Origin of the sequence: Caballeronia sp. SBC1 (genome assembly GCF_011493005.1) — a bacterium.
Lineage (GTDB): Bacteria > Pseudomonadota > Gammaproteobacteria > Burkholderiales > Burkholderiaceae > Caballeronia.
The window spans coordinates 1,858,330-1,878,695 of the sequence record NZ_CP049156.1 but is presented as its reverse complement, the minus strand read 5'-3'; the positions used below and the strand labels follow the sequence as shown (position 1 = coordinate 1,878,695).

Sequence of the window (20,366 nt, the reverse complement as noted above, 5' to 3'; positions counted from 1 at the left end):
TCAAACACCCTTCCAGGCATCGAAGACCAGGCTGGCGCAACTGCCGCCGAACCCGAATGAAATCGACATCGCGGTGTCTATCTTCATCGGCCGCGACGTGCGCACGAGCGGCATGCCGTTCGTGCGTGGATCGGGCGTTTCGATCGGCCCCGTCCCCGCGACAAAACCATCGCGCATCATCAGCAACGCGTAGATTGCTTCGTGCACGCCACAGGCTCCAAGCGGATGACCGGACAATCCCTTCGTCGATGAAAACAACGGGATGTCGTCGCCAAATACATCACATAACGCGTGCAGTTCCTCGACGTCGCCAAGCGGTGTAGAGGGTGCGTGCGTGTTGATATAGGACGGACGTGTACCTGCTTCATCGAGTGCGCCGCGCATGGCGCGCGCGATGCCCGATGCATGCGGGCTCACCATGCCCGCACCATCCGTACAGTGGCCAAAACCCGTCAGTTCGGCATGAATGCGTGCGCCGCGCGACAAGGCGTGGTTCAGCGACTCAAGCACCAGCACGCCGCCGCCTGACGCAATGACGAAGCCATCGCGCGAGCTGTCATAGGGACGCGAGGCACGTTCCGGGGCGTCGTTAAAACGCCTCGACAATGCCCCCATTGCGTCGAACAACATGGTGGTGTTTTCATGCAAACCTTCGCTGCCGCCCGCGAGTACGATCTGTTGGCGGCCGGTCTGGATCAGTTGCATCGCCTGTCCGATCGCCAGCGCTGATGTGGTGCAGGCCGACGACGGCGAATAGGTCATGCCCTCCAGCCCGAACACCTGAGCCACGTTCGCCGATGTGGTGCTGCCCATCACCTGCGGGACCGCGTATGGCGGCACTTTCTCGATACCGCGCGCGCAGGCCATCTCTATCGCTGCGTCATAAGCCGAGAGCGTGCCGGTGCCCGAGCCGATTACCGCGCCTGCACGCGGCGAACGCAACAGTGAGAGATCGAGGTTGGCATCGTGTATAGCCTTGCGTGCCGCGTGACACGCAAAACGCGCCGTGTCGCCCATGAAGCGTTCGAGCTTGCGATCGAACGGCGGCTCATCTGCAATGGACGCTACGCCCGCCACCTGACTTGCAAGGCCACGTTCACGCCATGCATCGACACGCATAATGCCGCTTTGGCCCTCGCGCAAGGCGGTGGAAACTTCGTCGAGCGTACCACCCAGGCACGACACAATGCCCATGCCCGTCACGACCACGCGTGACAGGCCACGGGGCGTCGAAGAAACCCCGCTCATGGCACGCGCCTGAAAATCAGCGACGTATTGATGCCGCCAAATGCGAAGTTGTTACTCATGACATATTCGGCATCGATCGTACGCCCGCTATCCATGATGTAGTCGAGCGGTGCGCAAGCCGGATCAACCTCCTTCAGGTTCAGCGTCGGTGCATACCAGTTGCGCTTCATCATCTCGATGGTCCACCACGCCTCCAGCGCACCGCACGCGCCCAGCGTATGGCCAACGTAACTCTTCAACGAGCTGATCGGCAAACGCTCGCCAAAAGTCTGGGCCGTCGCGTGGCTTTCTGCTACATCGCCGCGATCCGTCGACGTGCCATGCGCGTTGACATAGGCAATAGCTTCAGCCGGAAGTTGTGCGTCGCGCAGCGCGAGCTGCATGGCGAAGGCCATGGTCTCGGCCGATGGTTGCGTCATGTGCGCCCCGTCCGAGTTACAACCAAAGCCTACGATCTCCGCATGAATGCGCGCCCCGCGTGCAAGCGCGTGTTCATACTCTTCGAGCACCAGGGTTGCGGCACCTTCACCGACCACGAGCCCGTCACGGGCAATATCAAAGGGACGCGGGGTCAGGTGCGGCTCGTCGTTGCGCGTGCTGGTGGCGTAGAGCGTGTCGAACACGGCGACAGCCGGGCCGGACAGCTCCTCCGCACCGCCCGCGAGCATCAGCGTTTGCTTGCCGGCTGCAATCATCTCGTAGGCGTAACCGATCGCCTGGCTGCCCGATGCACACGCGCAAGATGTCGGCACAATCCGGCCCTTCAGATCCCAGAACAGGCTGACGTTGACGGCCGTGGTATGCGGCATCATCTGCACATAGCTATTCGAGGTCACGTCGCTCATAGAACCGGTTTCGATCATCTTGCCGAATGCGCGAATCGGCTGGACCGATCCGGATGACGATCCGTACGCCACCCCCATGCGTCCGTCCTTGATCGTGAGGTCATCGGCGAGACCCGCATCGGCCAGCGCCAGTTCGCTCGCGCGCACCGAATACAGAGACACGGGTCCCATTGAACGCGTTTTCTTGCGCGGGTAATGAGCTGGCGTGGTGAACGCGGGCAAGGGGCACGCGAGCCGCGTATGCAGCAACTCGAAGTAGTCCCACTCGGGCATCCGGCGCACGGCGTTGCGGCCGTTTCTCAAGTTTGCTTCGATCTCGTCCCATGCATTTCCGAATGCCGTGACGCCGCCCATGCCGGTAATGACCACGCGCTTCATCAGATCATCCCGCCGTTGACACCGATCACTTGCCTCGTGATGTACGAGGCCGCATCCGACATGAGAAAACTCACCACGGACGCGACTTCGGCCGGTTGCCCGACGCGGTTCATCGGCACCGTTTTCAATGCCTGTTCGAGCGGTACGCCCTCAAGCATGCCGGTGTCGATCAATCCGGGAGCGACGCAATTGACGGTGATATTGCGCGTCGCGAGTTCGACGGCGAGCGCCTTCGTAGCGCCAATGAGTCCGGCCTTCGCCGCGCTGTAGTTCACCTGTCCGCGATTGCCCGTCACGCCGGAGACCGAGGCGATCGTCACTATGCGACCACCCTGCTTCGCGCGCACAAGCGGCATGGTCAGCGGATGCACGACGTTATAGAAAGAATCGAGACCGGTTTCGATCACGATGTCCCAGTCCTCTTCGGTGAGCGCCGGGAACGCCGCGTCTCGCGTCACGCCCGCGCAACAGACGATGCCGTAATACGCGCCGTAGCTAGCCACGTCTGCTTCGAGCACTTCGCGGCATGCAGCGCGGTCGCGGACATCGAATTGCAGCACGCGTGCCGTGCCGCCTTGAGCGGCAATGCCGGTCGCGACAGCTTCGGCTTCAGTGCGCCCGCTGCGGCAGTGCACGGAGACCGTGAAGCCGTCTGCCGCGAGTTGATACGCTATCGCGCGGCCGATGCCACGGCTCGCACCCGTTACAAGAACTCGCCGGCTCATGATCCGAAACTCCCAACAATAAACGACTGAAAATCAACCGGTTGATACACCTTGATGACTGCTTCGGCGCAGCACACGCTGCTGTGATCCTGGTCATCATGAATCGTGCATTCGTACGCGCCGTGACCTTCTTCACCGCGCAGCAGCTCTTTCACTTCTATGCGTAAACGGGCACCGCATGCAAACACCGGGATATGCGCTTCGTACCGGCGCGATCCGAGCAGGACGCCGGGACGTGCCTGACCGCCTGCGCGCATCGCGAGTAAAGCAACGTGAGCAGCAATTGCCTGCGCCATCAGTTCGATACCGATCCACACCGGCATCGCACCGTCGGCATCGGCATACCACGCATCCGCGCGAACGCTTGCGTAAGCGGTCAGGGTTTCGTCCGTGCAGGCGCTGACGCCGTCGAGCAGCAGCATGCTGCCCCGGTGCGGCAAGATCGTTTCAATGGAGCCAAAGCTGTTGTTATTCATAGGGGTCGTCACAGTCATCACCGGCCGAGAATCAGGCTGACGTTGCTGCCGCCGAACGCAAACGAATTGCTCATCACGTATTGCGCGGCCGCCGTGCGCCGCAGGTAACGCTCGTTTTCGACCAGATCGAGTGGAGGCAACGCCGGGTCGGCCTCTCCGTCCCACAGATGACGCGGCAAAGCGACGTCGTCGCGCGCGAGCGTGAGCCACGCGAACCCCAGCTCAGTCGCGCCCGCTGCGCCGAGTTGATGTCCGGTCATCGGCTTGGTGCCGCTCGCCGCAACGCCGTCCTTGAACACCCGCGCCATCAGGTGTGCTTCCATGTCGTCGTTCTTGCGCGTCGCCGTTGCATGGAGGTTCACATAAGCAATATCGGCCGGAGCAAGACCGGCGTCCGCCAGTGCTGCACGTAATGCGATTTCACCACCCGCGCCGTGTGGATCGGGTGCGGAAATGTGATGCGCATCGCTCGATTCGCCCACGCCCGCGAGTACCACCGGGCCTTCGTCGCGGCTCATCAGGAACACGGCCGCGCCCTCGCCCACATTGATCCCGCTGCGATTACGGCTCATCGGATTAGAGCGGACCACACTGGTCGATTCGAGCGACGCAAAGCCCTGTACAGTCAATTCGCATAGCGAATCAACACCGCCGACCACGACCGCATCGCACAGGTGCAACTGAAGTAACCGACGTGCGGAAACAAAGGCCTTGGCGCTCGATGTGCACGCGGTCGAGATCGTGAATGCCGGTCCATGGACGCCCAGCGCCGCGGCGGCGAACGGCGCCACCGTACCAATTTCAACTTGCCGATAGTCGAAGCTCACTGGCAATTTGCCCGCTTGCGCCTGGTACACGAACGCAGCCTCGGCCGCTTCAATACCCGATGTGCTCGTGCCCAGCACCACGCCAATCCGATGTGCGCCGTAACGCTCGCGAGCGGTTTCTACCGCCGGCGCGATCTGTACGAGCGCGGCAAGCAGCAGCCGGTTGTTGCGGCAGTCGTAACGTGCGAGCGAGTCCGCAGGCGCGAGATCGAGCGGCACGGTCACGCTGCCAACAAACGCATCGCCGATACCGGTATGGATCGTCCCCATGCCGGGTGAAACCACGGCCGCGAGCGCAGGCACGATCGAGCCGACACTATCGCCGAGCGCATTGATCATCCCTAGCGCATGCAGATAAACCCTTGGCCCGTTCATGCAGCCCTCCTTCGTTCCGATGGCATGCCGATCGGCGCAAGCAACACCGATATCGCAATACCCAGTGCGAGCGTCCCGCCAAAACTCTTCAGCGCAGGCATCGCGCTCATGGCGAGCAAGCCGAACGACAACAGAGTTGTTGCCGCCGACAGCAGCACGCCCGTCCACACGGCGCCAAGATCGGCGTTCGCACGCGCGGCGCCTTCGCGCAGGAACACGGCATAGTTTGCGCCCACGCCGAGCACGAGCATCAATGCCAGCCAGTTAAACAGATTCAGCGGCAGCCCTGCGTAGCCGAATACGGCGAGCGTCACGCCCACCGCCAGCAACACCGGCAGCGTGACGACAATGCCGCCAAGCGGCCGGTAGCGAATCATCATCAGCAAGAGTACGCTTAGCAGCGCGCCAGCCAGCCAGATGCCGCTATCGACACGATAAGCGCCGAACAGCGTGGATACGCTCGCGGCTTTATCGACGAAGGTTACGCCGGGCAGCGCATGTGCGGTGGCAATCAGCACGGGCTGGTTCGCCGGCGTCACGCCTTGCGGAATCACGACGGCGGCGTATCCGCCCGACGTTGATGCGGCGTCGACTCTGCCGAGCCATAAGTGACGGAACGGTTGCGACCACGGCGCAGCAAGCCAGCTATCGACGTTCAGTATCGAGTGGCCCGACTTCGAGTACGCCGCGAGCCACGCGTCAGCGACTTCATCGCGGAAACCAGCTTGAACAAGCGTTGCGCGTAATGTGGACGGATCGTTGAATACACGTTGACTGAGCAATGCACGGTCCTCGCCCTGCCGCTTCGCCGACGGGACGAATGACGTTATCGATTGCCAACTGCTCAGCCTGGCTGTGCCCGGCAAACCGTCGAGCTTCGCGCCCAGCGCCTCAGCGCGCTCCAGCACGATCTCGGGAGTCTCGCCGCGCACGACGAAGAACTGCGAGGTGTTGTCGAAGCCGACCGCGTCGCGGACCTTCTGCTCCTGCGCCATGAGCACAGGATCGCGCTGGATCAGCAGATGGATGTCGTCATCACTCGTGAGCCGCAGCCAGCCGGGCACGGCGACAATCAGCAGAAGAGCCGCCACGCCCCACGCCCGCCGTCCGCCGATCACTGCGCGCCATACGCCAAGCAGACGCGCGGCGGCGGCGAATACGCGCTGCGGACTACGCTTGGGCGCACGAACCAGCAACGCAGGCAACAGCCACAATACCGACGCAAAGGCGGTACATATACCCACAATCGCAAAACACGCAATCTGCTTGAGCGCAGGAAACGGCACCCACGTGAGGATGGCGTAACCCAGCAGGCTTGTTGTCAGCGCAACCATCAGCGCCGGCCGCACGGCACGCACGCCGCGCTGTGGATCCCAGTCACTCCCCGCCACGAGATAAACAACAAAATACTGGATCGAATAGTCAACTGCCTCGCCGATCAAACTCGCGCCGAACACGAGCGTCAGCAGATGCAGCTTGCCAAATATCAGCATGGTGGCGGCGAGCGCGCAGACAATGCCGAGCGCTGTCGAGACGAAGCCGAGCAGGATCAGCCGCGCCGAACGGAACACCAACAACATCAGCAACGCAATCCCACAGAGCGACGCGACACCAATCAGATGCACCTCACGCTCGGAGGCAGCGCGCGCCGCTTCTGCGTAGAAAACAGCGCCGGTGCGGGCCAGGGTGACATCGGGGAAAGTTTGCCTAAGCGCGCCTTCGCTATGTGCCACGGCTTCATGAACCGTGTGCTGCACCTTCGATTCATACGCCGAACCCGGCAACGTTGCCATCACAAGAACGCTGGTCGCATTGCCTTGATGTGCCACCAGCAAACTGTCTTCAACCTCCAGGTTCGAGGTCGCCAGCGGCAAGCCCGCAAGCCAGTGTTCGAGCCAGCCGAACGGATCATCGGCGAGTTGGGTCGCGAGGCCGCTGCGCAGCGGGCTATAGAGACGTCGCGCGAGTATGTCGTGCAAAGAGACCGTGCCGTCTGCGAGCGCGGTGCGATCGGCAAGCGCAAGCAAGCCGAATCGATACGGCATATACAGCCCGGCAATCTTCGATAAATCGAAAGGGGGTAGTTCCGCCGTCACCGAGCCGAACGCGCCGCTTGCCGACAACGTCGCGCCAAGCTGTTTCGCCGCGGCTTTGGCGTGCGCTGCGTCATTGCTGGTCACGAGGAAAACCGTACGATCACCCAGCGCGGTCGCCAAGGTATCGACGGCTTTTTCAGCGACCGGATCCGCTTCCGTTGGAGGCAATAACGCAAGCAGGTTCGTCTGCAGCGGCGACGGCCCGGCAAATCGCCACACGCAATAAAGCGTTGCGACGAGCGCAAGCAGCAGCCAACCGACGCGTATGCCCCGCGCCGGTTTTGCGACCTGTGATTGCGACACCTGCATTACGGCGCTCCGAACAACGTGCGATCGGACGGCGGCAACTCACTCACCGCCGTGCTGTTCGCAAAGTCGATGCGTGTGACGTCGCCATTCGCAAGCGTAATGCGCAGCGCCTGCAAGTAATCCCCACCGCTCATCTCAAGGCCCTTGATCGACTGGGCGAGCTGGGGCTGATTCGGCGTCAATTGCATACGCCATTGCGCCGGTGTGCCATCTGCGTGGACATCGAATTGCGCGTAGAGCGCAGAGAGATCGCCACCCAGCATCGCGCGCATCATCCGCGAAACCTGCGCCACGCCGCGCACGTCGTTGCCGCCAGTTGAGTTCGTCCGCTGGCCGTTGGCGTTGACTTCGCTCACGCCGGTATCGGTGATGATGTAGGTCGCTTTGTACGGTGTATCGATCTGCCAGATCACGCCGCGTTCACGGAAAAAAACCAGCGAGCCCGTGCTGACGAGCGGCTGTTTCATCGCGGACAGCGTTTGGGTTTGCGTGAACTGCGCGCGAACGCCCTTCGCTTGAGCGAGACGTCCCGCTATCTGCGAAACAAGACTCGTGTTGCTCGCCGATGCAGGCTGCGTTGCGAACACCGGCACGGAGAACACGATAGACAAAGCCGCAACAACATTGCGCCAATTCAACGTGCCCATGCGCGCTCCAGTTTCTCGATCATCACGGGCGGCGACACGAACTGCAATTCCTGCGTCGCGGCGTTGACGGCAACCTGAATCGTGTGGCCCTTCGTCAGACGCCCTCCTGAAGCGGCATCGACAATCTCGTAGCCAATTTTCAAGCGGTTTTGATATTCCAGCAATTGCGCGCGTACCTCGATCTGCTGCCCGTAAATGGCCGGGCGCACGTACTTGAGATGCACTTCGACGATCGGCCAGTGATAGCCCGACGCCTGCATCTCGCGATAGTCATAGTCGAACACGCGCAGCAGCGCGGCCCGGCCGATCTCGAAGTACTTCAAGTAGTGGCCGTGCCAGCAGACGTTCATGGCGTCGACGTCATGGAACGGTACTTCAACTGCCGCGCTCGCAGTCAGCACCCTCGGGGCAACAGCTTCACTCATGACGATCCTCTCCACCATATCCTCCAACCAGATTGCACGCCGCGATCCGCGCAGTCAGTGCGCGCAGGTCGCTTTCGAGCGCGCGGTCTTCATCGACGAACGGCGATCCGGCTGTCACGCTCTCCATGAAAGCGTGCAATGGCGGGGGGATGGGTGTCGTATTGTTGATGCGTAGACGCAAGCGCGCAGCCTGCACAGTCGCGAGCGTATGGGCAGCGGCAACTTGCTCGGTCAGCTCCAGGATACGCAGGCAATCACGTGCGGCGATGGTACCCATGCTCACTTTGTCCTGGTTATGCGCTTCGGTCGAGCGCGAGAATACGCTAGCAGGCATGGTTAGCTTGAGCGCTTCCGCAGTCCATGCCGACGACGATATCTGCACCGCCTTGAAGCCGTGATTGATCGATGCGCGCTCCGGCGCCGCGCCCGATAAACTGCGCGGCAGGCCGTTGTTGAATTTATCGTCGACGAGCAGCGCCAGTTGACGATCCATCAGGTCGGCCAGATTCGCGACCGCTACCTTCAGTGCGTCCATCGCGAAGGCAATATGGCCACCGTAGAAGTTACCGCCGTGCAACACGCGCTCGCCATCGGGATCGATCAGCGGATTGTCGTTGGCGCTGTTCAGCTCGTTCTCGACGTCGCGACGCACCCACGACAGCGCATCACGCGCAACGCCGATCACATGCGGCGCACAGCGGATGGAATAGCGATCCTGCAGGCGATGCCCCGGCGTGTCCTCACGGCCGGCGAGATCGTCGCGAATCCATGCCGCGGCTTCGGCCTGCCCTGCATGTGGCTTTACTTCGAACAATATGGGGTCGAAGTGTGCGGCGCGGCCGTCGAGCGCGACGGTGGACAACGCGGTGAGGCGTGCTGCGAGCCGCGTCAGGTGACCGGCACGGGCGAACGCGAGGCATGCGAGACCCGTCATGACCGCCGTGCCGTTCATCAGCGCGAGCCCCTCTTTCGGCGCAAGCGTGAGTGGTGTATGGCCAAGTTTGGCCCAGACGCTGCGGGCGTTGCATAACTCGTCGTTAAACCGCACGTCGCGCTCGCCAACCAGCGCGGCCGCCACGTATGACAACGGCGTCAGGTCACCGCTCGCCCCCACCGATCCCTCCGATGGAATCCGTGGCAGCACGCGATAATTGATCAGGTCGGCGAGCCGTTCAAGCAGCACATGCCGTACACCTGAGAAGCCGTACGCCAGGGAATTGAGCCGCGCGGCAATGACGGCGAGCGTCTGCGCGTCGTCGAGATGCTGGCCCATGCCGCAGCCGTGATAACGCAGCAATTGCAGGGGCAAGACTTCGACCAGTTCCATGGGTACGTCGACTACGCACGAGTCGCCGTAACCGGTGTTGACCCCATAGACGGTCGCGCCCTGTGCCAAGTGGCGGCGCAGGAATTCGGCGCCGCGTTCAATCCGTGCGCGCCACGCCGGATCGGCACTCAAAGCGATGGGCGTTCGCCGATGGGCAATCGATACGACCTCTTCGATCGTCAGCCGCCTGCCGCCGATGACGATCGCTTCTTCGGCTGTATAAGCCAACTCGGCTATTGGGCCGCTCGGATCAAGTTCGGCCATTCGCGCCTCCCGTGCCAGTGCCATTACCATTGCCATTGGGCCGCGCCCAGAAATCGAAAAAATTGAACCATTGATAAGGTGCCTTGCGGCAATAGTGTTCGAGACGCGACGCATAACGTTGTGCCCACGCCGCGAGATGCTGCGCACGCTCCCGGCGCGGCAACTCGATGCGTTCCGCGAACGGCTCGAAGTAGAGCCTGTAGCCCTGCTCTTCCTTCAAGCAGAAAAACAGGTACACGGGGCAACCCAACGCATGGGCAAGCACGTATGGCCCTTGCGCGAAAGGCGCCGTTGAGCCAAGAAACTGTGCCTCAGTCGTGCGACCCGAATCATGCGCGGGCACGCGATCGCCAACGATCACCAGCAGCTCGCCTGCCTCCACCCGATCCTGCATCATCATCGCCGTCTCGGGGCCGAAGTCGCTGACCTCGACAAGACGTTGCGCGAACTCGCTATTCGCCGATGCCAGCACGTTGTTGAAACGGCGCGCGTGCTCCGTGTAGACAACCGCGGTGATCTTCGCCCGCGCACCGCGCGTGGCAAGCGCGCGGGTCATCTCCAGATTGCCGAGATGCGCGCCAATCACGAGTGCGCCACGGCCGCTCGCGCTCAGTGCCTCGAATGCGGCCGGGTCGTCGAACTTCACGTCGTCCATGTTGACGCGACCCGACCATGCAGCGAGTTTATCGAAGCCGGATCGCGCGAATTCCAGCATGTGTTTATATGCGGACAACCATCCCGGGCGAGGCGTTTGATCCTGCGGTGCGGCTTGTTGAAGATGCGTGAAGTAGCTGCGCGACGCAGCGCGGGCGCGGCCTCCGGTCAACAGGAAATAGGCAACAATCGGATGTAGCCACAATGCGGTGAAGCGCGTGCCAAAGAGACGGCAGCTAAGCGCAAGCAAGGACATGCCAAGATGACTGCCGCGTTCCGCTATATGCCACCAGTGCTGCTCGGTTTCATTCGATGCGCGCGGCATCAGTTTGTGCGCAAGCAGCACTGGCAGCCGTGCCAGCATGCCCACAACGAGCCGCGTATGCGTACGGCTGATGCGCACGTTGTCCCACAGCATGTCGAAATGCGAAACGCCGTCGGTTGCATAGGTGACGCGCGTCGGGATCGAACGGAACGCTGTCCGGCGCCAGTACAGCCGCACCAGTATCTCGATGTCGAAATCCATGCGCGTCGGGAGGCTGACCTCATCGATCAACACGCACACCACGTCAAGCGGATACAGGCGAAAACCGCACATGGAATCGCGGATCGTGAACGAGAGCGTTTCGATCCACACCCACACATGCGTCAGATAACGGCCATAGAGACGCGACTTCGGTACGGAGTCGTCGTAGATGGGGCGGCCGAGAATCACAGCGCCCGGTTCCACACGAGCCGCTTCGATAAAGCGCGGTACATCGGCGCTGTCGTGCTGTCCGTCTGCGTCGATCTGCAAGCCATGCGTGAAGCCCGCCTTCCGCGCGGCCCGCAAGCCCGCCATCACCGCTGCGCCTTTGCCGCCGTTGACCGGCAAACGGATCAGCGTGAGCGTATCCGCGTATTGTTGCTGAAGCGACGCAAGCACATCCTGGGTGGCCTGATCGCTGCCATCATCGACGATAAAAAGCGGTAACCCATGCACGCTGAGATTCGCGATGGTCGCGCTGATCGCGTCCTTGTGGTTGTAGATCGGGATAACGATGCACGGCAGAAAGCTCATGCGGTCCCCCGATAAACAATGACGCCCGACGAACAATCCCGGCCACCGAGCCGATACGCAAATTGCACACGCCGGCGCGGCGCGTCATGCGTCAACGTGAGATCGAGCAGCGCCCCCGGTGGTACGGGCGCCTTGAATTTCAACTGTTCGATCGATGCCAGCATGCGCACGCCCGGCGCTTGCTCGGCCGCCAACCGCATGGCCCAGTCGATCTGTACAACGCCCGGCAAGATCGGCAAGCCGGGGAAGTGGCCGGCGAAATGCACGAGAGTCGTTGGCACGCGAAGTTCGTAGTGCAGAGCAGTCTTGCTGCGCACTTCAGAGAGCACTTCCACGCCGTCCGCGCGGGCATCGAACGCGGCGGCAACAGCCGCTGCCGGCAACTTTCCGCGGGCATCGAACGGAAGTGCGAAACGGAAGCGCCAGAAACGCGGCAGCACGACAATATCGAAGTACGCCGCAAGGTGGCGGCGCAGGACCTTAGCGAGCGCTACGCGCCCTCGTTCCAGCAGTGCTGCGCTACCGGCATCGGTGAGCGCCACCACCGCGCCGACACGCTCGCGCGACATCCCTTCAAGCGACACAACCGCCGCCTGCACCACATACGGATGCAGCCCGAGGCGGGATTCAAGTTCGGGCAAGGAGACGCGCTTGCCATCGAGCTTGATCACGCGGTCGAGGCGTCCTTGCAGACGAAAGCGCCCGTCCGTGTCAAGCGCGATGGTGTCGTCGGTGCGATGCCAGTCGTCATGGCCCAGATGCGGTGAACGCAGGTTAAGCGCACCGTCGTCGCCACGATGAACCTCGATACCGTTCAACGCTTGCCATGCATCCGTCTGATCCTGCCGCCGCCATGCAATGCCGCCCGTCTCCGTGCTGCCGTAGATCTCGACCGGCGCCGCGCCGAAGGCTGCCGCATATTTGCTCGCTGCGTCTGCCGAAAGCGGACCACCCGATGAAAAGAACACGCGAGGTGCAGGACTCAGGTTGGCGAAACCATCGAGTTCAGGCCAGCGCAATAGCTGCGCTGGAGTAGACACCACGACCGAGGAACCCGGCCCGCATTGCGCGATCCGCGCTTGCACATGTTGCGGTTCAATGCTGAGCGCGCGGTCGAATGCGCGCCCTGTCGCGATCGGCCAGAACACGCGAAACAGCAGCCCGTAAATGTGATGATGCGGGACGCTGCCGAGCACCGTTGCATCGCCGACAAGCAGGCCCCACTGCGTCTCGAGCGTATGAACTTCAGCGTTGAATTGCGCAAGGGTCTTGCGGATTGGCTTCGGTGTACCGCTGCTGCCCGAGGTGTACAGCGTGAGCGGCGCGTGCGGGTCGATCGATACTGAAGGATTGACATACTCTGGTCGTGAAACCAGCGCAGGCATGTCGGCATCGGTTAGGACAACGTCGTAGGCATTCGAGAGATCGGCCAGATAACCGGGCGCTGCATGCGCTGGAATGACCGGTTCCTTGCCGCAGGCGAATAGCGCGAACAACGCGCAGGCGAAGTTGAACGGATCGTCAATGCACAACGCATAGCGTCGCGCCGGCTGCTCGCTCAAATGCGCGGCGATGGCCCGCACTCGCGCAAGGAACGTGGCGAAATCGAGTATTTCAGCACCGTCGCGGCAAACCGGCGTGTCGGCGTCACGCTTGGAGCACATCACATCGTGCAACGCAATCATGCCGCCTCCGAGCGCGCGGCGCGCGGCAGCACGGCCACGTAGCGCCATACGATCTCGCCAACCAGCAACACGCCGATAAGGCCATACGCGATCGCGCCGTTATAGAGCGACCAGGCAGCACGGGTCCAGAACAATGCCGTATAAGCGGAAAACGCGCCATTTAACGTGAAGAACACGCACCACATTTGCGTGACCCGGCGCGTGTACCGCACCGCATGCGCGCCAAGCGCCGGATTACCCATGCGCGCGAATTTTTCGATCATCGATGGTCCGCGCACAAGTGTCGCGCCGAACGCGACCAGCAGTCCGAGGTTCACAAACGAGGGGTATAGATGCAACAGCAATTCACTGCCCGACACTACGATCGCAGCCGATGCGCAACTTAGCAGGCCCGCGACGCACCAGTCGGTGGCGGTGAGTTGCCTCAGCGACGTCGCGAACGTGCCGGTCCCGGCCCAGCGCTGCAGCCAAAGCAAAGCGAATAGCGCGGCGCCAATGTATCGCGGTGAATCCCAGCGCCATGCACACAAGATCATCAACGGGTAAGCGACCTTCAGGGCAACTTGCAGAACCGTTCGCAGCAGGTCAAAGGGCTTGGCGCGCAGGCCTTCAGGCGCTGCGGCACCCTGCCCGCCGGAACGTGAATGCTCCGCGTGCATCACCCCTGTTCCGCCAGCAGCGATTCCACCGCACCGATCACATCGCCGACCGTGCGGACCGACTTGAACTCTTCCGGCTTGATGCGCCGTCCGGTCATTTCCTGCAGCTTGATAGCGAGATCGACGGCGTCGATGCTATCCAGGTCGAGGTCCTCGTACAGATGCGCTTGCGGCGTCACGCGGTCGGGCTCGATCGCGAAGTTCTCTTTAAAGATGGCGCGGATGCGCTCAAGGATCTCTGTCTCGGTCACGATTTACTCCCCTTTTCCCCGATGTCGTTCGTAGTACTCAGCTCGCCGCGCTGGCTGGCGACCAGCGCGGCGAGCGTGCTGATCGAACGGAAGTGCTCTCGCGTGCGTTCGTCGTTCGCCGCAATAGTCAATTGATAATGTTTGCGCAGCACGATGCCGATCTCGAGTGCGTCGATCGAATCGAGTCCGATGCCATCGGTGTCGAACAGCGGCGCATCGTCATCGATGTCCGCAGGCGTCAGGTCTTCCAGATCGAGTGCATCGATCAGAAGCTGCTTAATTTCCAGTTTCAAAGAATCCATAGTCGAACAGCCGCTGGTTAATGTGTGCCTCAATAGCGCTGGTTAAAGTGCGCGCGGCAAGGGCCGGAGAAGAATCATGCGTCATGAGCTGGTCAGCCGCGACGGGCTCGAGCACGTTCACGCGAATGCGGAACGCACGCGACGGCACGTCATACCAGCGCATCTGCTTGGTGAAGGCCGGCGGGTCGCAATCCATCAGCACGGGCAGGATCGGCGTGCCTGCCTTGAGGGCGATGTGCGCAAAACCGCGCGAAAAAGCGTGCAAGCGGTTCGGCGCGGGACTACGCGTGCCTTCCGGGAAAATGATCATGGTATAGCCCGCGGCAATCTGGCGGGCGCTGGCTTCAACGAGTTCGATCGGGTCGACGTTGCTCACGTATTCGGCCGCGCGCACGATGCCCCAAAAACAGGGGTTGCCCCAGTGTGCGCTCTTGACCACGCAACATGCCGAAGGTGTGAGCGCGAGCAGCACCACCACGTCGAGGTAGGTCGGGTGGTTGGCAACCACAACTACGGGGCCGGCGTCGCGCAACGCGGCTGCTCCCGAGACTTCCAGTTCCATCACGCCGACCCACTTCAAGCCAGCTACCAGCGCCCGGAAAAACCAGTGAATAATGGTAGTGACCACCCGCTGACGCGATGCGCGATGCGGCCACAGCCACGAGATCGGAAACACCAGCACCGAGAACAGCAGTCCGCAGACGCCGAACACGACAAAGCTCATGCCCGTGGCGACCAGCCGCCAGCCGTAGTTAAGCCGCGCCTTCATGCCAGCTCCATTGCCAGGTAGTGCCGGCGTTTTGCCATGTGGCGGGCGCCTGTGTGTCGAGACAGCGTTGGACCGCTTCGCTCTGCGTAAGGAAAGAGTCCGGCACGGTAAGAAGTCCCGATGCCAGTTCCGGCGTTCCCGATAGGCTCCCTGTACCCGATATGGTGCATGTAAGCTTTCCGGCCGCGCGGGTGTCGAGCAGGATCGCGATCGCACCGCCTTGCACCTCGTCTTCAATCGTGCCGTAGGCGGCATCGGGCGGCTCGTCCGCATAGACCAGCAGCACGGGCGACGACGGGTCCGCTTCGAACTGCGCATGCGCTTCGAGCATTGCAAACCCAAGCGTTTCCGCCCCGGCGGAAATCGCGCTGGCGGGTGAACGATCGCCCCGGGCGATGCCGAATATACCGGTCATTGCGTTGAGGACGGACAGGCTGAAAGCAGTTGGAGAAACCGGCTCGCCCGTGCTGATGGCGCGCAGGATGTCGGTCGTGCGCCGCAGTTCACCGTGCCGCGATGCGAACACCACGCGCACGCGGTCCAGCTCAGCCACACAGTCATGGGCGACCTTGAGGGCGCTGCGGGACAGGCTGCTCAGACGACGGCGGACGATCGGCTCGATAAAGCTGATATCGGAGGTCGCAGCGGCAGCGGTGGCGGACCATCGGGCAACGGGTATGGTCCAGCGCAGATCGTGCATACGATATTTACGGTTTGAAAGGCAGCAGCAATTCACCAGGATCCGCCTGTGCGGGCAGCACATGAACGCGCCCGCTCCAGCCGGACGATCTTCAACCGGTTGTCAGGAGATGCCCGGCCGATATACCGATGCATGCACGGGATTAACGGCAGTTTGTGCCGACTACTTAATGCCATATGCCGGTAAATGAAGCGGATAAAAGAATTCTTTGAACTTGGATCGACTCCGCATTGAGGGGCGAATCATACTGAAAATTGCTTGCTAAATCAGCCAGAAAACCAGTTCACGCCTGGATAAGTCTCACATATACGACGGAAAGCCAAATTGATTTGATGGGCCTAACCGAAATTCGCGCGCAATACCGCCAATCTAGCCGCAGCACCCTCATTGTCCAAATCGAAAAAGTTACGGAATGTATGTTGCGCTCGGCGCGCTCGCTATCACTGGCTGTTTTTCCTCTCTTCAATAGTCGATGATCGGCCGTCCAGGAGACTCGCACAAGTCGCTCTGCGGTCTCGCGATTGCGCCGTTGGCATCGCGCATTTTCGTGGCATCGGCGTCGGCATGCCGCGTGTAAAGGCTTGCGCCGTCGATGTTTCCAATAGTCGCGGTAGTCACCGGGAACCATGCTTTCCCGAAGCCGAACCGAGCGCTACGTCATGCCGAGGAGCCCGGCAAGATATAAGCCTCAACACCGTGACCTGATAGGCGCGCCGCTCGGCTTCGTACAATGCGTAACGTCTCTTACTTGATGGCGCGACTGGACGTACTGCCGTACTCTTTTTACACCCTGTTCGGCCGCGAGATCAGAATGCTTCCCGTAAGGTAACGAAGCGCAGCCCTTGTTTTTTGGCGGCATCAAAGATCCGCGGTAATACAGAGAGCAAGACGGGTTGACCGTCATCGGTAATGGCGGCGTCGCCATCGTGGAGCAGCAGGATGTCGCACGGTGCCAGATCGCGCAGCAATCGCTCCGCGACGATCTCGGGGTTGCGCTCGCGGGTATCGAAGCCGCGTCGCGTCCAGGCAGCCAGCCTTAGATCGTGCTTTTGCAAGACTGGCTCCAGCAGGACATTGCGCAAGCCCGCCGGTGCACGAAAAAAAGCCGGGCGCTCGCCCGTCAGTTTCGTCAGCGTGCGTTGTGCCGCATCGATTTCCCGGCTTAGCGCGCTCATGCCCGTCACCGAAAAAGTATGCACATGCTTCTGCGAGTGATTCTCCACGGCATGCCCGCGCGCGACGATCTCGCGAGTCAACGCGGGATATCGGCGAGCACGTTCGCCGATCAGGAAAAACGTGGCGCGAACCCGGTGCGCATCGAGCAGATCGAGAACCTGGGGCGTGACGAGCGGATCAGGACCGTCGTCGAGCGTGAGCGCAATGGCGTTTGCATTGCGCGGGATGGCGGGCAAGCGCGTCCAGTTGGCACCAAGCAGCGTTGAGCGCGGCCATAATCCCGCTGCCGTGACGGTGGCATGATTTATCACTGTGCCGGCTAGCCACCATGGCCACATCTCCGGCGCGGTGGCGCAGCCGGCCAGCGCAAACGCATGCCAGGCCGCCGTGACCTTCAGTGCGAGGGGATATCCTGTTACAGGCCAGCGACGCTCGGACGCTGCATCCGGATCGAGTTGCGGTCGCGGATGAAGTTTGAGCATGCGTGTTCCTTCTTTGATTCCAATAACTGTTAGGGGTGTTTATACGCCAGTAAGAAATGCCGCCTGTTAGGCCGGGTTAAGCGCGGCCAAGCTTACCTAATTCCGGCGCAAGGCATTCGAAGGCTTCAGTACTTGCTGTACGTACGCGAATTTTAGCGTCTAGCGGTGGTGTCAGAGCGTTTTCACGGCGATATCGTCGTAACGCCTTAGCTTGTAGATCGCGATGGAGACGATCCAGCTCAGAATAAATATGCCGATGACGATGTAGCCCAATAATCCGAAGTGATCGTTGAGGCTGCCAATTGAATCCCAGAACGTGCCCTTGAGCCCCAAGCTGTCCTGGAGCAAACCCAGCACCTCTATCCCGCCGATCAACACAGCGACCACTACCGAAACGAACGTGATCGTGATGTTGTAGTAGAGCTTGCGCATGGGCCGGACAAAGGCCCAGCGATACGCACCGAGCATCAGAATGCCGTCGGTGGTATCGACCAGCGACATGCCCGCCGTGAACAAGATCGGCAACACGAGCACCGACCAGAACGAGAGCCCATGCGACGCCTGGGCCGCCGATATGCCGAACAACGCAACCTCGGTCGCGGTATCGAATCCGAGTCCGAACAGGAAACCTACCGGATAAAGATGCCAGCTGCGCGATACCAGTCTCAACAACGGCCGAAGCAAACGCGAGAGGAAACCGCGGTTGTTCAGCAAGAGGTCGAGATCGGTTTCGACCATCGGTTCACCGCGGCGCACGGCGCGAAATGTCCTGATCACGGACGCCAGCACAACCAGGTTCGCGATAGCCAGCACGAACAGGAACAGCGCCGAAACGCTGGTGCCGATAAGACCACCAATGCCTCTCAGGTCATCGAAGTGCGTCGTCAGCGCGGTCGCGGCGAACGCGACGCCGACTGTGAGCGCGACGACCACCGTTGAGTGGCCGAGCGAGAAGAACAAACCGGCGCCAAGCGGGCTTCGGCCGATCTGGAGCAGCTTGCGCGTGACGTTGTCGATAGCAGCAATGTGGTCCGCATCCACCGCGTGGCGCAGCCCGAACGTGTACGCTAAAAGCGCTGTGCCCAGGAGCGCTGGCTGCCCGTGAAAGGCCGTCAGCGCCCACGTCCATGCAACCACATTGAAGACCAGCAGGAGCGCGTAGATACCGGTGATTTTGTGGCGCAGGCCCGTTGGACGGTCGTTAAAAAGCTGAGCCATTTGTTTTAGCATCATGAGCCTCGCATTCTTGCCCGCACTCGTACCCTTCACACGATCCGACCGGCGCGCTGCTCGTGCTCTAGCGCACTGTTTCCCCGACCACCTCCGCCTGCGCGGCTGCTTCCAGCCACGCATACCACGCCTTCATCCCCGCCCCGGTTTCCGCCGATACCTGCAGTACTTCAATAGAAGGATTCACCTGTCGCGCATACGCAATGCAGCGTTCAACATTGAAACGCAAGTGCGGCAGCAGGTCGACCTTGTTCAGCAACATCACGCGGCTTGCACGGAACATATGCGGATACTTAAGCGGCTTGTCTTCGCCCTCGGTCACTGACAGGATGACCACCTTCGCCTGTTCGCCGAGATCGAACAACGCGGGACATACAAGATTGCCGACGTTCTCGATCATCAGCCACGCATGCGAAGGCGGATCGAGTTGCGCCAGCGCGCGCGAGACCATACCGGCATCGAGATGACAACCCGTGCCTGTGTTGATCTGGACCACACGGCAACCGGTCGCGCGAATACGCTCGGCGTCGTTGAGCGTCGCTTGGTCGCCTTCGATTACCTGGATCGACTGGGTACTGTGTAACGCCTGGAGATCTCGGATAGTCCGTTCAAGCAACGTGGTCTTTCCCGCTCCCGGTGAGCTGACGAGGTTCAGTGCAGTGATATGGCGGCTCGCCAGCCAGCCACGGTTGTGTTCTGCGAGCAACTGGTTCTTCGCCAAAATGTCCTGTTCGAGTGCGATCGTTGTGCCATGAGTTGCAGCGGCAATCGCCACTTCGGACAGGGATATGGGCGAGTGTTTGGTGCCCGCGAAGGCTGCAGGCGTTTGTGCGTGGTGGTGTTCATCAACGTGCTCGTGGATATGTTCATGCCCGTCGTGTTCATGAACATGAGCTTCATGAGCGTGCCGATGCGCGCGTGCATGCAGATGCGCAACCACACTCGCGCCCGTCGGCGCAGTCGCAAGTTGCCGCCACGAGCCCGGCTCACGCGCAGCACCACTCTTCCCTTGTGCCGGTGTCTCAATCCGCTCACCGGTCTCAGGGTCTGTGATCACCGTGCCGGCACCTTTCGAGCAACCGCATGTGGTACACATCAAACCACCTCCATCTGTTTTATCCTCAGCTCGCTGCCAGCCAGCAGTTCGAGATTGACGCTCCCACAAGCGCAGTGTTCGAGCAGGTCGATCATGTCCACGTTGCCGCCGCAGTCCAGGCATCGCGCCAGGCCCGGTGTCTCGACAATCTCCAATGTTGCGCCTTCGACCACGGTGTCTTTCGCGCAGACATCGAAGCAAAAGCGGATTGCGTCCGGCATCACCGCCGACAACCGGCCGATTTCCAGCGTCACGCGCAACACTCGAGCGCCCATCGCGCGTTCGGCGCACAGTTCAACGACACTATTCGCAATGCTCAGTTCATGCATGACAGTGCGCTTCCTATTCCCTTACGTATGA

Annotated in this window: 21 protein-coding genes; all 21 read right to left on the bottom strand. The window is 61.4% G+C overall.

The genetic code is table 11. The features are described 5' to 3' along the window. Positions 1-1,248, bottom strand: coding sequence for a beta-ketoacyl synthase (locus tag SBC1_RS08320; protein WP_165090391.1), 1,248 nt, complete (start codon positions 1,246-1,248; stop codon positions 1-3). Further along, entirely contained in the window at positions 1,245-2,471 is a 1,227-nt protein-coding gene (locus tag SBC1_RS08315) for a beta-ketoacyl-ACP synthase (RefSeq protein ID WP_165090387.1), read from the bottom strand. The genes SBC1_RS08320 and SBC1_RS08315 overlap by 4 nt, the downstream gene beginning before the upstream one ends. Continuing rightward, positions 2,471-3,196, bottom strand: coding sequence for a 3-ketoacyl-ACP reductase FabG2 (locus SBC1_RS08310; RefSeq protein WP_165090383.1), 726 nt, complete (start codon positions 3,194-3,196; stop codon positions 2,471-2,473). The genes SBC1_RS08315 and SBC1_RS08310 overlap by 1 nt, the downstream gene beginning before the upstream one ends. Further along, a complete protein-coding gene (locus tag SBC1_RS08305; RefSeq protein ID WP_165090378.1) occupies positions 3,193-3,672 on the bottom strand; it encodes a hotdog family protein in 480 nt (159 codons plus the stop codon). The genes SBC1_RS08310 and SBC1_RS08305 overlap by 4 nt, the downstream gene beginning before the upstream one ends. Before the next feature lie 17 nt (positions 3,673-3,689). Continuing rightward, entirely contained in the window at positions 3,690-4,874 is a 1,185-nt protein-coding gene (locus SBC1_RS08300) for a beta-ketoacyl-[acyl-carrier-protein] synthase family protein (RefSeq protein WP_165090371.1), read from the bottom strand. Continuing rightward, on the bottom strand, positions 4,871-7,279 hold the full coding sequence (locus tag SBC1_RS08295) for an MMPL family transporter (RefSeq protein ID WP_165090365.1): 2,409 nt from the start codon (positions 7,277-7,279) through the stop codon (positions 4,871-4,873). The genes SBC1_RS08300 and SBC1_RS08295 overlap by 4 nt, the downstream gene beginning before the upstream one ends. Continuing rightward, a complete protein-coding gene (locus SBC1_RS08290) occupies positions 7,279-7,926 on the bottom strand; it encodes an outer membrane lipoprotein carrier protein LolA (RefSeq protein WP_165090360.1) in 648 nt (215 codons plus the stop codon). The genes SBC1_RS08295 and SBC1_RS08290 overlap by 1 nt, the downstream gene beginning before the upstream one ends. Beyond that, positions 7,914-8,351 (bottom strand): thioesterase family protein, encoded by a 438-nt coding sequence (locus SBC1_RS08285; protein ID WP_165090353.1) that lies wholly within the window; start codon positions 8,349-8,351, stop codon positions 7,914-7,916. Before SBC1_RS08285 ends, SBC1_RS08290 begins: the two co-directional genes overlap by 13 nt. Beyond that, the gene (gene hutH, locus SBC1_RS08280; protein ID WP_165090347.1) at positions 8,344-9,942 is read right to left on the bottom strand and encodes a histidine ammonia-lyase; all 1,599 of its coding nucleotides are present in this window, start codon (positions 9,940-9,942) and stop codon (positions 8,344-8,346) included. The genes SBC1_RS08285 and hutH overlap by 8 nt, the downstream gene beginning before the upstream one ends. Then, positions 9,929-11,656: a glycosyltransferase gene (locus SBC1_RS08275; protein WP_165090342.1), complete on the bottom strand. Its 1,728-nt coding sequence runs from the start codon at positions 11,654-11,656 to the stop codon at positions 9,929-9,931. The genes hutH and SBC1_RS08275 overlap by 14 nt, the downstream gene beginning before the upstream one ends. Then, a complete protein-coding gene (locus SBC1_RS08270) occupies positions 11,653-13,341 on the bottom strand; it encodes an AMP-binding protein (protein ID WP_165093146.1) in 1,689 nt (562 codons plus the stop codon). The genes SBC1_RS08275 and SBC1_RS08270 overlap by 4 nt, the downstream gene beginning before the upstream one ends. Then, positions 13,338-14,000, bottom strand: a complete 663-nt coding sequence (locus tag SBC1_RS08265; RefSeq protein ID WP_241202057.1) for a hypothetical protein — start codon at positions 13,998-14,000, stop codon at positions 13,338-13,340. The genes SBC1_RS08270 and SBC1_RS08265 overlap by 4 nt, the downstream gene beginning before the upstream one ends. After that, complete coding sequence (locus tag SBC1_RS08260; protein ID WP_031359256.1) at positions 14,000-14,251, bottom strand: acyl carrier protein; 252 nt, start codon at positions 14,249-14,251, stop codon at positions 14,000-14,002. The genes SBC1_RS08265 and SBC1_RS08260 overlap by 1 nt, the downstream gene beginning before the upstream one ends. Beyond that, a complete protein-coding gene (locus SBC1_RS08255; RefSeq protein ID WP_165090339.1) occupies positions 14,248-14,553 on the bottom strand; it encodes a phosphopantetheine-binding protein in 306 nt (101 codons plus the stop codon). The genes SBC1_RS08260 and SBC1_RS08255 overlap by 4 nt, the downstream gene beginning before the upstream one ends. After that, positions 14,528-15,322, bottom strand: a complete 795-nt coding sequence (locus SBC1_RS08250; protein WP_165090336.1) for a 1-acyl-sn-glycerol-3-phosphate acyltransferase — start codon at positions 15,320-15,322, stop codon at positions 14,528-14,530. Before SBC1_RS08250 ends, SBC1_RS08255 begins: the two co-directional genes overlap by 26 nt. Then, positions 15,306-16,022 (bottom strand): beta-ketoacyl synthase chain length factor, encoded by a 717-nt coding sequence (locus SBC1_RS08245; RefSeq protein WP_165090333.1) that lies wholly within the window; start codon positions 16,020-16,022, stop codon positions 15,306-15,308. The genes SBC1_RS08250 and SBC1_RS08245 overlap by 17 nt, the downstream gene beginning before the upstream one ends. A 462-nt stretch (positions 16,023-16,484) precedes the next feature. Continuing rightward, on the bottom strand, positions 16,485-16,640 hold the full coding sequence (locus SBC1_RS08240; protein ID WP_165090329.1) for a hypothetical protein: 156 nt from the start codon (positions 16,638-16,640) through the stop codon (positions 16,485-16,487). Between the two features lie 188 nt (positions 16,641-16,828). Next, on the bottom strand, positions 16,829-17,680 hold the full coding sequence (locus SBC1_RS08235) for a polysaccharide deacetylase family protein (RefSeq protein WP_165090326.1): 852 nt from the start codon (positions 17,678-17,680) through the stop codon (positions 16,829-16,831). A 171-nt stretch (positions 17,681-17,851) separates the two neighbouring features. Further along, the gene (locus SBC1_RS08230) at positions 17,852-18,910 is read right to left on the bottom strand and encodes a HoxN/HupN/NixA family nickel/cobalt transporter (RefSeq protein WP_165093138.1); all 1,059 of its coding nucleotides are present in this window, start codon (positions 18,908-18,910) and stop codon (positions 17,852-17,854) included. A 67-nt stretch (positions 18,911-18,977) separates the two neighbouring features. Further along, positions 18,978-19,967: a hydrogenase nickel incorporation protein HypB gene (gene hypB, locus SBC1_RS08225; protein WP_241202056.1), complete on the bottom strand. Its 990-nt coding sequence runs from the start codon at positions 19,965-19,967 to the stop codon at positions 18,978-18,980. Positions 19,968-20,005: 38 nt separating this feature from the next. Beyond that, positions 20,006-20,335: a hydrogenase maturation nickel metallochaperone HypA gene (hypA, locus tag SBC1_RS08220; protein WP_165090319.1), complete on the bottom strand. Its 330-nt coding sequence runs from the start codon at positions 20,333-20,335 to the stop codon at positions 20,006-20,008. Positions 20,336-20,366: the final 31 nt, after the last annotated feature.